The sequence below is a fragment of the Epilithonimonas hominis genome (genome assembly GCF_003730015.1).
Classification (GTDB): Bacteria; Bacteroidota; Bacteroidia; order Flavobacteriales; family Weeksellaceae; genus Epilithonimonas; species Epilithonimonas hominis.
Genome location: NZ_RJTU01000034.1, coordinates 64,557 through 79,610, shown reverse-complemented (window position 1 = coordinate 79,610; position 15,054 = coordinate 64,557). Strand labels below are relative to the sequence as shown.

10 protein-coding genes are annotated in these 15,054 nt (G+C 35.5%); 6 read left to right on the top strand and 4 right to left on the bottom strand.

Going from position 1 to position 15,054, the window contains the following annotated elements; all coding sequences use genetic code 11:
* The first annotated feature begins 56 nt into the window (after positions 1 to 56).
* Together EGH73_RS04880 and EGH73_RS04875 are read left to right on the top strand one after the other, a co-directional pair.
* Entirely contained in the window at positions 57 to 1,328 is a 1,272-nt protein-coding gene (locus tag EGH73_RS04880) for an aminotransferase class I/II-fold pyridoxal phosphate-dependent enzyme (RefSeq protein ID WP_123280920.1), read from the top strand.
* Positions 1,329 to 1,337: 9 nt separating this feature from the next.
* Complete coding sequence (locus tag EGH73_RS04875; RefSeq protein ID WP_123280919.1) at positions 1,338 to 1,862, top strand: GNAT family N-acetyltransferase; 525 nt, start codon at positions 1,338 to 1,340, stop codon at positions 1,860 to 1,862.
* Between the two features lie 164 nt (positions 1,863 to 2,026).
* On the opposite strand, the gene EGH73_RS04870 is transcribed toward EGH73_RS04875, so the two are convergent.
* Positions 2,027 to 3,562: a serine hydrolase gene (locus EGH73_RS04870; RefSeq protein WP_123280918.1), complete on the bottom strand. Its 1,536-nt coding sequence runs from the start codon at positions 3,560 to 3,562 to the stop codon at positions 2,027 to 2,029.
* A 99-nt stretch (positions 3,563 to 3,661) separates the two neighbouring features.
* Between EGH73_RS04870 and EGH73_RS04865 the strand changes: the two genes are divergently transcribed.
* From EGH73_RS04865 to EGH73_RS04855, 3 genes are all read left to right on the top strand, one after another.
* Positions 3,662 to 4,213, top strand: coding sequence for a DNA-3-methyladenine glycosylase I (locus tag EGH73_RS04865; protein ID WP_123280917.1), 552 nt, complete (start codon positions 3,662 to 3,664; stop codon positions 4,211 to 4,213).
* 202 nt (positions 4,214 to 4,415) lie between these two features.
* Positions 4,416 to 5,774 (top strand): orotidine-5'-phosphate decarboxylase, encoded by a 1,359-nt coding sequence (gene pyrF / locus EGH73_RS04860; protein WP_123280916.1) that lies wholly within the window; start codon positions 4,416 to 4,418, stop codon positions 5,772 to 5,774.
* A 65-nt stretch (positions 5,775 to 5,839) separates the two neighbouring features.
* Positions 5,840 to 8,653: an aminopeptidase gene (locus tag EGH73_RS04855; protein WP_123280915.1), complete on the top strand. Its 2,814-nt coding sequence runs from the start codon at positions 5,840 to 5,842 to the stop codon at positions 8,651 to 8,653.
* A gap of 25 nt (positions 8,654 to 8,678) precedes the next feature.
* Here EGH73_RS04855 and EGH73_RS04850 read toward each other — a convergent pair whose 3' ends face one another.
* The 3 genes from EGH73_RS04850 to EGH73_RS04840 all read right to left on the bottom strand — a co-directional run bounded on the left by EGH73_RS04850 (position 8,679) and on the right by EGH73_RS04840 (position 11,604).
* Entirely contained in the window at positions 8,679 to 9,482 is an 804-nt protein-coding gene (locus tag EGH73_RS04850; protein ID WP_123280914.1) for a class I SAM-dependent methyltransferase, read from the bottom strand.
* Between the two features lie 249 nt (positions 9,483 to 9,731).
* Complete coding sequence (locus EGH73_RS04845) at positions 9,732 to 10,502, bottom strand: T9SS type A sorting domain-containing protein (RefSeq protein WP_123280913.1); 771 nt, start codon at positions 10,500 to 10,502, stop codon at positions 9,732 to 9,734.
* 328 nt (positions 10,503 to 10,830) lie between these two features.
* Entirely contained in the window at positions 10,831 to 11,604 is a 774-nt protein-coding gene (locus tag EGH73_RS04840; RefSeq protein ID WP_123280912.1) for a T9SS type A sorting domain-containing protein, read from the bottom strand.
* A 164-nt stretch (positions 11,605 to 11,768) separates the two neighbouring features.
* On the opposite strand from EGH73_RS04840, the gene EGH73_RS04835 reads away from it, so the two are divergent.
* Complete coding sequence (locus tag EGH73_RS04835) at positions 11,769 to 15,011, top strand: hypothetical protein (RefSeq protein ID WP_394338732.1); 3,243 nt, start codon at positions 11,769 to 11,771, stop codon at positions 15,009 to 15,011.
* Positions 15,012 to 15,054: the final 43 nt, after the last annotated feature.

The window sequence follows — 15,054 nt, the reverse complement described above, 5'->3', positions numbered from 1 at the left end:
CCTTTTGTAAATACAAAAGGTTTTTTTAATAAAACCAAAAATATAAGTTAGAAAAAATGGACATTTTTGAAAGAATAAAACAAAACCCGGGTCCGTTAGGACAGTTTGCAGATTATGGAGAAGGTTACTACATTTTCCCAAGACTGGAAGGGCCTATTGGTCCCAGAATGAAGTTCCAGGGAAAAGAAGTAATTTTCTGGAGCGCTAATGATTATTTGGGATTATGCAATCATCCTGAAGTTTTGGAAGCTGATGCAAAAGCCGCTGCAGAATACGGAATGTTTTATCCGATGGGTGCCAGAGCAATGTCCGGAGAAACTGAACAGCACTTGCAACTGGAAAGAGAACTGGCAGATTTCGTAAAAAAAGACTCAGCTTACCTCCTGAATTTCGGCTACCAAGGAATGGTGTCTTGCATTGATGCTTTAGTTTCAAGAAATGACGTGATTGTTTACGATGTAGATTCTCACGCTTGTATCGTGGATGGTGTTAGACTGCATGCAGGAAAACGTTTTACTTATAAACATAATGATATCGAGAGTTTTGAAAAGAACCTGAAGAGAGCTCAAAAAGTAACTGAAGAAACCGGCGGCGGAATTTTAGTAATTACCGAAGGTGTTTTTGGAATGAGAGGGCAGCAAGGTAAACTGAAAGAAATCTGCGCACTTAAAGACAAGTATAAATTCAGGATTCTGGTAGACGATGCACACGGATTCGGGACTTTGGGACAAACCGGAGCCGGAGCTGGAGAAGAGCAAGGCTGCCAGGATCAGATTGACGTTTACTTCTCTACTTTCGCTAAGTCTATGGCTGGTTTCGGAGCGTTTTTAGCTGGAGATAAAGAAATTATCCGTTATCTGAAATTCAACTTAAGGTCTCAAATTTTTGCTAAATCTCTGACGATGCCAATGGTAATCGGAGGTTTGAAGAGATTAGAATTGTTGAGAACAAGACCTGAAATCAAAGCTAAACTTTGGGAGAATGTTGAAAAACTACAAGGTGGACTTAAAAAAATCGGCTATAACCTTGGAGATACCAATACTTGTGTAACACCGGTTTTCATCCAAGGAACTCCTGTTGAAGCAACTCTTTTGGTTAAAGAATTGAGAGAAGATTACGGCATTTTTACCTCTGTTGTGGTTTATCCTGTAATTCCAAAAGGAATGATTTTATTAAGATTAATTCCAACAGCTTCTCATACCGATGCAGAAATCAACGAAACACTTTCTGCTTTCGAATCCATTTATAATAAATTGACAAGCGGTTATTACAAAGAAGCTGAAGCTAAATTACTAAAAGAGCAGAACTTAGATTTTAAGCCGATTTAATCATTGGAAATGAGTGATATTCAAATCAAAAAAGTCGGTTTAGAAGATATTGCGGATTTACAAATCATCGGAAGACAAACTTTTGCCGAGACATTTTCACAAGAAAACTCAGAGGAAGATATGAATCAATATCTGGAAGAAAAGTTTTCTGTTTCGCAATTGAAATCAGAACTTTCAGACGAGAATTCGATGTTCTATTTTGCTTTGGTTGATACGAATATTGTAGGTTATCTTAAGGTCAATTTGGGCGATTCCCAAACTGAGATCAAAGATAAAAATGCTTTGGAAATCGAAAGGATCTACGTTACAAAGGATTTTCACGGAAAAAGTGTTGCAAAATACCTTTACAACAAAGCTATTGAAATTGCTGAATCCAAAAATGTTGATTACGTTTGGTTAGGTGTTTGGGAAGAAAATGCAAGAGCCATAAGTTTTTACAAGAAAAATAATTTTGTAGAGTTTGATAAGCATATTTTCAAACTTGGAAAAGATGAGCAAACCGACATTATGATGAAGCTTCATCTCAACAAATAGAAAAAGCCGATTTGAAATTTCAAATCGGCTTTTTTATGCAAAAGGTCTTCGTTTTTTATGATTTAATCACATTAATGATTTAATTGATTTCTTAATCTGGTAAGACAACATTGATACCTGTAAATTCTTTTCGGAGATTTCGAATTAATGTTGTTCTAAAAACATTAATTAATCTTTTTCAAATCCAAATCCTCAAAATCAAAACTAAAATCCGTCACATCAGAGATTGGTTTCATTTTCGCAGAAATGGCTTTTCCGTTTTCATCAAAATTTAAAGTAAAAAACGCATCCGCATCATAACTTCTATCATCCCACTTAGCCACAAAAGAATTCGCTGAGTAAGGAATCAAATCTCCTTTCAATCTTGGAGAAGATTTAGAAATAATTCTGTAACCTTTTCCCTGTTTGGAAACCTCAACAATCCCGAACCAATCATCTTTGTACCAACCGATAAACTGGTCATCTTTCAAATCAGATTTGAATTTTGAAGCTTTATCATAAACCTCTTTCTTCTGTTTTGCGAAAGTTTCTTCATTTTTCTTATTTCTGTCGCCATAAAGCTTCAACCAATCACGGTTTTCAACTTTCAGATAAGCATCTTTAACTGAATTCGTAATCGTAGAAAATGCTGCACCAGATTGTTGATTCGTCAAAACCACAATTCCAAGTTTCAAATCCGGAATCAATGTAAAATGCGTCACCGTTCCAATCAAACCTCCAGAATGCTGAACCTGCAAATGGCCTTTCACATCGCTCAAAAACCAGCCTAATCCATAACCATAAAAATGCGTATCATAAGGCGAAGTCATCCCAACTTTATCCGGAATCTGAAGGCTCCAAAGTTCGTGAGCGTTTTTCTCAGAAACCAAACGCTTTCCATCTTTGGTCACAAATCCATTTAGAAGGAAGTTCGCCCAAGTCGTCATATCTTGGATGTTACTCATAATTCCACCTGCTGCGTTGGCTGTTTCATTCCAATCGTGAGGAACTGCAATCACTTTTCCGTCCACAGGAGCATGGGCATCGATGATATTTTGTGAATTTTTTGCTCTGTTATAAGACCCGAAACTCGCCGTCATCCCGACAGGTTTCATAATTCTCTGCTCGATAAAATCTGCCCATTGCAAACCGGAAACTCTGTGGATCACTTCCCCAGCAACGATGAACATAATATTATTGTAATCCAAAGTAGTACGAAACGGATTTTCCGGTTTAAGGAATCTAACATTATGAACAATATCATTAACAGTCAGATTTCCACCTTCGGGAAAAAACATCAAATCGCCTTGTCCCAATCCTAATCCAGCTCTGTGCGTTACTAAATCTTTGATGGTCACATTCTGAGAAACGTAAGGGTCGGCCATTTGGAACTCAGGGATATATTTTGTCACTTTATCGTCCCAGTTGATTTTGCCTTCATCAGCCAAAATTGCCAGAGCGGTACAAGTGAAACCTTTACTATTAGATGCAATTCCCACCAATGTATTATCGTCCATCGGCTGATTATTTTTAAGTGAACGAACACCGAAACCTTTCGCATAAATAAGTTTTCCATCTTTCACAACACCAACAGACATCCCAGGAACATCAAAGGTTTTAAGCGAATTCTGAATCAGTTCATCGAGTTTTTTTTCCTCAATCTGAGCATTAACAAAAGCAAAAGAGGTAAGTAAAAAGAAAAAAGATATTGATTTATACATTGTAAAAAAAGCTTTGCACGAAGATAGGAAATTGTAATTTTTAATTGTTAATGATTAAGGTTAATTATCTTTACATTTAAAATTTAATTACAAAATACAATGTCCTATTGCCAAGCTATAGAAACGATGCAACCAGAAGAGCGAAAAGTACTGCATAAAAATTATCACGATAATCATTACGGTTTTCCTATTCATAGCGATGATGAATTGTTTGGAAGGCTGATTATGGAAATCAATCAAGCTGGTTTGAGCTGGGAAACAATCCTGAAAAAGGAAGAGTCTTTCCGAAAAGCTTACAGTAATTTCAATATCGAAAAAATTGCTGCTTACACAGAACAAGACCGGGAGAGATTATTGTCCGACGCTGGGATTATCCGAAATAAACTAAAAGTAAATGCAGCGATTGAAAATGCGAAAACCATTTTGGAACTGAAAAAGGAATTCGGTTCCTTCGAAAAATGGCTGGAGCATCATCATCCTAAAACTAAAGAAGAATGGGTAAAACTCTTCAAGAAAACTTTCCGTTTCACGGGTGGGGAAATTGTGGGCGAATTTCTAATGAGCATTGGTTTTCTGAAAGGTGCACATTCTGATGATTGCAAAATCAATAAAAAAATTTTTGCCACGAATCCTAAGTGGAAGGAAATTTAAACAATAAACATTTAAGTTGATATTAGGTACTTCCAACAAAGTTCATTTTAGTGCAATTAAGTTTTGAAAATCAAAAATTTTCTTCTAACTTGAACTTAGTTTTCAATATTTACTAATTCTTAAGTTACTTAAGTGTTTAAAATCTTGTGTCTTTTGTGGTTTAAAAATTAGCCTTAAATTTGTAGAAATCTAAAGAAAGTCAATGGAAAGTAAAAAAGAATTCTTCCTCGAGTGTTATAAACTCGGGATTATTAAATTTGGCCGTTTTACACTGAAAAGCGGGATAGAAAGTCCGTTTTATGTTGATTTGCGACCGCTCGCTTCTGACCCAAAAATCCTGAAAAAACTAGCCAATTATCTTTTGGAAATGCTTCCTTTGGATAATTTTGATATCATCTGTGGCGTTCCTTACGCAGCACTTCCAATGGCAACGGCGATGTCTTTGGAAAGTTACATTCCTTTGATTATCAAAAGAAAAGAAGCTAAAGCTTACGGAACAAAAAAACTGATTGAAGGGATTTACGAAAAAGGACAGAACTGTCTTTTGGTAGAAGATGTGATCACATCAGGAAAATCCTTGGTTGAAACCATTGAAGAAGTTGAAAATGAAGGCATCAAAGTTTCGGACATCGTAGTCGTTTTGGACAGACAACAAGGCGGAAAGGAAAAATTGGAAGAAAAAGGCTACAAAGTTCATTCGCTTTTCAACATTTCTGAAGTTGTGGAAATTCTGAGAGAAGTGAATTATATCGATGATGAGGAAGTCGCAAGAATTCAAGATTTTGTCAATGGAAATCAAGTGGTTTTTGAAGAGAAAAAACGTCTGTCTTACGAGCAAAAATTAGAAACTGCTGAACATTCGTTCGCCAAGAAAATACTTGAAATTGCTATTGAAAAAAGGTCAAACCTGATTGCATCTGCAGACTTTATCACAACAAAAGAATTATTAGATTTTGCAGATATTGTTGGTCCACACATTGTCGCTCTTAAAACTCACATCGATATTTTGAATGATTTTGATGCTGATGAAACCATTCTTCCGCTCAAAGATTTAGCCACAAAACATAATTTTCTTTTGATGGAAGATAGAAAATTTGCTGACATCGGAAATACTCAACAACTTCAATTTTCTTATGGCACATACAAGATTTCCAACTGGGCAGACTTGGTAACTTCTCACGTTATTGGCGGAAGCAAAAGTTTGGACTGCTTTATGAATGTTGGTGTTGTAGCGATTTTAGGGATGTCTTCTCAAGGAACTTTGACCGATTCTCATTATCGTGAAGAAGCTTTGAAAGTAATAGAAAATCATCCGAGTATAATGGGGTGTGTAGCTCAGAATGAAGTTTCTGACCAACTTTTACTGTTTACGCCAGGTGTTAATTTGGGAACAAGTGGAGATGACAAAGGTCAACAATACAACTCCCCGGAACACGTGATTAGAAATTACGGAACAGATTTCATCATCGTTGGACGCGGAATTTACAAAGCCGATGAGCCTGAACAAGAAGCTTTACGCTATAAAAACGAAGGTTGGAAAGCTTATCAGGATTCTTTGTAATTTTAACAAAATAACATCACGCTTCATCAGAAAAAAATAGTAGTTTTAATTACTGATATTTTTTGATGAAGCGATTTTTTTTGTGTCTATCCTTAATTTGTTATTTCTCGGCAAAAGCGCAGCGAGATACTATCTCAATCCGAGCCAGGCTGAATGACGATCAGAAAACGATTTCTGTAGAACAGACTTTGTTTTATCATAATCCGCATCAGAAATCCATCAATCAAATCAAACTTCTTAATTGGGTTTCAGCATATCAGAACAGAAAAACACATCTACTAAAAAGAAAATTAGAAGATCGAAAAAAAGATCTTTTTTTCGCAAAAGATGAACAACTCGGAAAACTGGAAAGTCTCCAATATTCTTACGGAAATATTTCTGCGGAAATTCTTAATAAAACTCAGGAAAACGTTTATATCCCTTTATCCGAATCACTGAATCCGGGAGAACGCATAAAAATTTCCCTCAATTATCAGATCCGTTTGCCCGACGCCAGATTTACCGGCTATGGAATAGACGCTAATGATATTTTGCTAAAATATTTCTTTCTGGTACCGGAAACCTTTGAAGACGAAAATCAAAGCAACAGTTTCTACAAGGATATGGAAGAAACAGGCAATGCAGGATCTTTCTGGACTGTTGGTTTTACGCTTCCGGAGAGTTGGAAATGCTATTCTAACCTAGCAAGACACTCGGAATCAGAATTTTCAGGCATTTCAATTAACGACCCAGAATTTCAGCTTTCAAAAAAAAATTATCCTAGTTTTCAGCCTACAATTGATGGAGAAAAAATTAATATCCAGCTAGGTTACGAGATTTCTGACTATCAACAGAAAATACTGGAACCGGTATTGGTCAATCATCTTAGTTTTCTCAAAAATAAAACCGGAAACCTGCCGGAAAATATTTTCATCACTCAAAAATTTCTTAACAAAGAAGAGTTTTTTGGGATTGATGATATTAAATTCTGGAAATTCAAATACCAACTTTTTACAGATTATGAAAAGGCTGACCTTGATTACTTCAGCGTGCTATCAAAAAAAATCACTGAAGAAGGCATTATCACCAATAAAACTAATGATCACTGGCTAAAAAACGGCATAAAATCTTATCTGGAAATCCAGTATCTTAAAAAGTTTTATCCGAACCATCTCTTATTGGGAAATCTGCCCGAAAACGTTAAAATACTTGGCATAAAACCACTAAAAGCTTTTCACGCATCAAAACTGAAGCTATCTGAACGTTATGGACTAGCCTATCATTACATTTATACGCAGAATCTGGATCAGAAAATTACAACGCCTTATCATCAGCTCAGTAATTTCAATACAACAGCCATAAGCCAGTTTGAAACTGGAAGTTTACTTAATTACATTTCCGAATATCAAGGCACGGAACAATTCGACTTGTTTCTAAAAAATTATCTATCTTCCAATTACCAGAAAAAGGCAGATGGTTCGGAATTTCTAAAAGCATTGGAAAAAGCAACTGATGGCAACTCGGATTTTTTAGAACGAATGATGAATGAGAAACACAGAATTAATTTTAACCTGAAAAGTATCAAGAAAAAAAATGAAAGTTATAATGTTCAGCTGCGATCCAGAAATGCCGATCTGATTCCCCTGAAACTACAATCCGAAACAAGAGAAGGCTACAAAAATACCTTCTGGAAAAGTGCAAGTGAGCTAAGCAGAGATTCCGTCTCAATTCCGAATAAGAGTATTTACAAAATCGTTTTGAACGATGACTATATCTTCCCGGAAACCAATTACAGAGATAATTATATCTACACCAAAGGATTATTTTCTAATGCAAAAAAAATCCGACTTAAGCTTATAAAAGATATTCAGAATCCGGAATACAACGAGATTTTCCTGACGCCTCGTCTTACGTTCAATGCGTATGATAAAGTACTGCTTGGACTTAATTTTAAGAATCAGGGAATATTTGATCAGAAATTTGATTATTCGGTGACACCCTATTACAGCACGGGAACGGGCAAGCTTACAGGATTCGGAGCTATAAACTACTCCATTCTGCCTCCTAACAGTTTCTTCAGACGATGGAACTTTGGTGTATCTGGCTCATATTTTCATTATGACAATGACCTGGCTTATAAAAGATTTGGCGCAGGAACCTCTTTCGATTTTCAAAAGAATCCGAGAAGTGCCATTGGCAGGAGTTTATATTTTTCATATAATTACTATGAAAGAGAATTGACACCACTTATGATTCGTAATAATCAATATTCTAAATACAATCTTTGGAACATTGGCTATTCTTACTCTGACAACAGTCTGATCCATGAAAAATACATCGGAACCAATCTCCAGTGGATGGAAGATTTTCAGAAAATTTCTGCCGAAGCGTTCTATCGCTGGGAGTTTGCGAAGGATAAAAAGATCAGTTTCCGCCTATTTGCAGGTTATTTTCTGAGAAATGAAACGAAAAATGCTTTATTCAACTACGGAATTTCCAGAGTATCTAACTACAGTTTTTCTTATGGCTTATTGGGGCAAAGTGCAACTTCTGGGATTCTTTCTCAGCAGTTTATATTAGCTGAAGGCGGCTTTAAATCATTTTTTAACACGTCGGTCAATCAATTTATTACCAGCATTAATGTAGATTCACATCTTTGGAAATGGTTCAATCTGTATGCAGATGCCGGCATTTACAAAAATAGGACGAGACAGGCGGAGTTTATCTGGGATTCTGGTCTGAAGGTAAAAGTAGTTCCGGATTTTCTGGAGATCTATTTTCCTGTAGCTTCAAGTTTAGGATTTGAGCCCGGCTTCAAGGATTACGGACGCAGAATCCGATACACACTGATTCTTAATTTGGGAGCACTGATTAACAACCTTAGAAGAGGGGTGTTTTAAAAAAATACCGTGGTGGTGATAGCTTTTATTCTAATTTTCTGAATATCCAACTATCTTGTTCTAAGGCAGTATTATTCAGAAAGGACTTATTATGCTCAACAACATCCAGATCTTTAAATAATCTCACCACAAAAGCATCAGGATGAAATGCAGAAAATGTCCGATGTCCTTCTTTCACTTTATCCCTAACCACTATTTTGCCCTTATCAAAAACTTTAATTTCTGACTCAGAAAGTCTCTGTTTAAAAGCTTCTCCCTGAAATGTAAGAAATAAAATACCTCCAGGTTTTAATATTCTTGTAAGCTCTTTTGCCCATTCATAATGTTTCTGTTCCGACAGATGCGTGAAAATTGAAATTCCGTAGATTACATCAAAAAAATTATTTTCGTAAGGAAGATCTGCTGCCAGAAAGTTGAGATTAAAATTTACATTTTTTATATTAGCTCTGTTCCATTCTATACTCTGAGGGTTGTAATCAGTCGCGTAGATTTCAGCAGATGGTAAAATATTGGGAAAATGTCTTACAACTCTTGCTGGCCCACAACCCCAATCTAATATTTTAATATTTTCAATGTTACTAAAATTGCTGAACTTATTACTCAGCCATACTGCCGTTTTCTCCCCACCATTGTAATAATGATAATAATCAAGATGAAAAGATTCGTAAATTAAATAATCGGGTGGTAATAATACATCGGGATTCTCTTGGATAAACTTTTTATTTTTTGAATTATTTTTAAATTGATTAACATAATAATTTAGTTTATCAGCAACAAAAATCAGTTTAAATCTTCTTAATAAATTTGAGAACTTGGTCTTATTATTCATTTATAGTTTTATAATTTGTAAAAATATAATTTTTATTATAATATAAGATGTTTTAGTGTCAATCTGATGAAGAAATATCTACCAAAATAAGTTTTTAACTGCAAAAGTTGTTAATTTTTATGACATTAAATAATTTAAATTAACGAAACCCAAATCAATTATCAATTATATTAAAAATGTAATATCGATCGACGTTAGATAAAAAAAGGCTTCCAAATGGAAGCCTTGAATTTTTAAGAAAAACTATAATTAGTTTTTAATAACTTTTTGAGATACTTTTTCTCCGTTTGCAGTACCAGTTACGATGTACATCCCTTTAGCAAGAGAAGAAACATTCAAAGTAGAACCTTCTGTTACTTTAGCAGCTTTTACAACTTGACCAGCAGCGTTTACGATTTGGATATCAGCAGTTTTAGCGAAAGCGATAGATTCTCCAACAACAGTATTTTTAACCAATATAGAGTTTGTTTTTGCAAAATCTGCAACTGCAAGACCGTCTGTATAAGTTACATCCATCGAAACGATTCTGATTTGCGCAGTTGTAGGTCCCATATGTCCGTTCTTAATCGTAATGTTTGAAGCTGGTGTAGCTGCATTTACCAAATAAGTAGCATTAGTTGCATCAGCTGGGTCATAAACAGTTGGAACTACGGTTCCGTCAACAGTGATAACAGCACTTGAAGGACCATAGTTATCTGCACCAACAAGTCCAGAAGTTTTAACCTTCACTGAATTAATTTTAGTACCTGTAGCGGCATTAATTGCAATTGAATTACCGTTTCCGTCAGTAATGTTAGAGTACATTCTTAAAGTTCCTCCACCAGCAGTGTAAAATTTAGGACTTGTAGCCGATCCATTCTGTTGTACGTTATAAGTAAGTTTACCAGCAACTATATTACCTGTTGTAACTTCTTGTGCATTTGAGAATCCTTGATTGTTCCAAACAAAGCTAAATGTGGTTTGAGCTTGAGCCGCAAAAGATACAGCTGCAATACTTAAAATTGTAAAGATTTTTTTCATAATATTAAAGTTTAAAAAATTGTTGTTTTATAATTAATTGTAAAGGGTTGCTAAGTTAACAAAAAAATGTATTCTGCAAAATTTAAATTATTTTTTAACATATCTTCATTTCAATATAGTGATCTTGTCAAGGTTTGTGAATTTAACCTATAAAAAAATTAACATTTTCTAAAGACTGTATAAATTACATTTTTCTTTCGCAAAGGTATACATATAAATAAAACCAAATGTTAAGACTGTTTTAAATCATATTAACTTAATGTTCTAAATATATAAGAAAAAACGCTGCCCAATCGGGCAGCGTAATTATTTTCCAATTAATCAAAAATTATTTCTTGATTACTTTCTGTGATACAGCTTGTCCGTTTACAAGACCAGTTACTACGTAAGTTCCTTTTGGCAAAGCAGAAACATCTAATCTAGAGTTTTCTGCAACCTCAGCAGTTTTTACAACTTGACCGGCAGTGTTATAAACTGATACCTTTGCAGCAGCTCCGAAAATAAGCTCGTTAGAAACGATTGTATTTTTCACCAAGTTTGCTTTTGCTTTTGTAGCATCTACAACTGCCATTGTTACATAAGCAGTCCAAGAAACATCGTCAATTGTTACTTGCTTATTACCAGCTGTAGTACCTGCAGGGTAAGTAATTTTTATTTTAACAGATCCGGCTTTGTTTATAGCTTTAGAAAAATCGTAAACTGTAGTATCCGCTCCTGAAGTAGCACCAATTGCTGTTGTTGTAGCAACTTCTACCCCATCTACTTGGATTGATAAAATTCTTGCACTTCCACCTGTAAAAGCTTTTCTATACTTGAAGCTAAAAGTTCCAACACCATTAGGAATAGTAAATTCTACAGAGCTTGGCTCGTTTGATCTTCTTAACATCAAACCTTTACCATTGATTGAGTAATCATCTGCAGTTCCAGAGCCTTCATCTCTTGAATGTACATAAGCAACATTTACTCCAGAAGTTTGTCCAGCAAAACTTCCATCTGCATAAGTGGATGTCAAAACTGTTTGTGAATTAAAGTTTTCTGATCCCTGAGCATTCACTGTCGCAGTCATAGCTACTACAGCTAATAAAGAATAAAATTTTTTCATAATATAAAAGTTTAAAATTGTTTTGTTTTACTGTTTCGTTTTGTCTGTGGCAAATATAAAATATTATCTTTAAATACAATTTTAACAACCCCTTTCCCGTTTTAAATAATTGTTAATTCGCTGTAAAGCCTATTATTAGTACATTTGCCTATCATAACTAAAGGGTGTCGAAGATAAATAAAATTTTTCTAATAATCTGTACTTTTTCTGCGCTAATTTCGGTTAATGCACAGATTTTCAGTTGGAAAAACCCAAATATCCCGCAAGATTCCCTTAAAAAAGACAGCGTCCTAATTTCTAAAATCAATCAAGATTTTTTCACCAAAGACACACTTGACTTCATCAAAAAACAGAATCGTGTGATTTATGATGAAGAAGTACTGGTAAAAAATGACAAAAAAAGGATTCTTGGAGAACTCAATTCCAAAGGCTCTATTATCAGAGGAATTACTTTTGGGAATAACCAAGGCTCATCTGTGCAGAGTTCTATGGATATGCAGATTTCGGGTAAGTTAAGTCCCGATGTTTCGATTTTGGCTTCTATTTCGGACCATAATCTTCCGGTGCAGGCAGATGGATACACACAGACTTTGCAGGAATTTGATAAGATTTATCTTCAGCTGAATATTAAAAATCACAGCATCATACGCGCCGGACATCTCGATTTGAATGATGAAACGACTTATTTCGGGCGTTACCAAAGGCGAAGTATGGGATTGCAATTCCTTACCAATTGGGAAAAGAATGGTAACAAAACCTCCGTAGATGTTTCCGGCGGTGTTGCCCGAAGTGAGTTTTTCAGGATGCGTTTTCAAGGTGTTGAAGGTAATCAGGGACCTTATAGATTGACTGGAAAAAACGGCGAATTATTCATCACAATTATTTCAGGTTCAGAACAGGTTTATATTGATGGAATTTTGATGAAGCGTGGTGAGAATCAGGATTACATCATTAATTATAATACAGGAGAAATCACTTTCACCAGTTTCAGACCCATTTATTCTCAGAATTTCATCAACGTATCCTATAATTACACCAACCGAAATTACACCAGATTCTTAATCACAGGAAACATCAAACATCAACGTGAGAAGTTCAAAGCGGGATTCAGTTGGTTTATGGAGAATGACAATAAAAATGCACCACTTTCTCTTAACCTTAGCGAAGAAGACCAACAAACTTTGGTGAATGCAGGAAACAATCAGGATGCCATGTTTTCGCCATCGGGTGTGGAAACGGAATACGACGTCAATAAAATTCTGTACAAAAAGATATTCGACACAGATTCTTTTCATTACGAATTTTCTACCGACCAAACTCAGGTTTTGTATCAGGTTTCATTCACTTATTTCGGTAGCGGAAAAGGGGATTATCAGTTACAACAATCTACCAACAATGGTCGCGTTTTCCAATATGTAGGAAATGGTTTGGGAGATTATATGGCGGTCAGAAAATTGCCGGCACCGGAGAAATCACAAGTTTATTCTGCTAACTTCGAGTATGCTTTGAAAGAAGGCGTCATCGGAACAGATGTCTCATTGAGCAATTATGACATCAATATGTTTTCGTCCAAAGACAATGATAAAAACATTGGTTATGCAGCGAGAATCTATGCCAACAAAACGTTCCGAAAAAATACTTGGACAGGAACGCCAATGGTGGAATATCAGGTCATCCAAAAAAACTTTCACGTTTTGGACAGAATCAACAATGTTGATTTCTGGAGAGATTTCAATTTAACCAATGAGTTCAGCCAGATTACTCAAAATAGATTTATTTTCTCATTTCTAAATGACTTTAACAAAACTTCAAAGATTAATTATAAACTGAATTATCTTGAAGAAACCGACACTTACAAAGGCATCAAAAACGACATCGACGCTGTTTGGAAAATCGGAAAATTCAACAATCTCGCCGCAGTTTCTTATCTCGACACCAAATCGACTGATCTTAACACAACTTTCATCCGTGGTGCTGTTTCTACAGAATTGGCAGGCAAAAAAGGAAGCTGGATGTTGGGCGGCTCTATGGAGCACAATGAGAAAAAATACAACGCAACACAATTGTTGGATGTGACGAGTTTCAGTTGGAAAGAAGTTTTCATTCAGAAAAAAATCGCGGATTCTGCAAGAACCAAATTATTGACCAAAATTTATCTAAGAAGTAATGATTCGGTGCAGGATAATCGTCTTCAGAAGATGAACAATATTTTGGGGTTGATGGCGGAAAGTCAAATCATCAAAACCGAAAAAACACAATTATCAACTTTGGTTCATTACAGAAAATTCTATTATGAAAATCGGACTTTAGCGAGTAATCAGAATCAGGATTTTGTAGTAGGAAACATCTTGTACAATCAACAATTATTCAAAAACGGAATGCGGCTGCAGCTTTTCTACGAATTAGGAAATGGTCAGGAAGCGCAAAGAGAATTCCAATACATCAAAGTAACCGACGGACAAGGTGTTTATAAATGGACGGATTATAACAATGATGGCGTTCAGCAATTAGACGAGTTTGAAGTAGCGGAATATGCGGATTTGGCTCAGTACATCAGAGTTTATACCAATAGCGTGAATTATCTTGCATCAAACAAAAACAAATTACAAGTCGCTTTATTCGTAAACCCATCGGTAATCATCAGTTCTGAAAATGCTTTTTTGAAGCGATGGAATTTTAATTTGTCTTTACTTTCCCAGAATTCTTATATGAAGGGAAGCAAAGTTTTGGTTTGTAATCCTTTCGAAAAACAAGCAGATCAATTGCTGAGAACGCAGAATATATTAGCTTCCGCTTTATTCAATTCTAATGACAAATCTGGCTGGAACGGAAGTTATCGATATACTGACAATGATAATTTGGTGAATGCCAATTACAGTAACGAAGCGCACGGACAGAAATCTCATTTCCTGAATGTGGGTTATTCTTTCTCCAAGACTTTCCGCGCAGATTGGGAAAATACGTTGCAAAATGTAACTAACAGTTCTCAGGTTTATGCTTCCCGAAATTATCTTCTTCAAAACTGGGAAACCAAGCCAAAAGGAACTTACAAATTGACCGAAACTTTGCAAACCGAATTATCCGGCGCGCTCCGTCAGAAAAAAAGAACCGATGGCGAGGAACTTTTGAAAACCTACGAAATCTCGGGAACTTTGCAATGGGAAAAAGCAAAAACGTCTGTAAGAGCGAATTTCTCTTTCATCAATAATGATTTCTCTGGCAACAGTTTCAGCATCGTAGGAAATCAAATGTTAGAAGGCTTGAAAGCTGGGAAAAATCAAGTCTGGACATTATACATCCAACAGGCGATAAACTCCTTTATTCAGCTTAATGTAAATTACGAAGGCAGAAACTCTGGCGACAGAACCATCCATATTGGAAGTATGCAAATACGCGCCAGTTTTTGAGTTAGAGAGTTTTTTGGGTTTGAGAATTTTAGAGTTACAGAGC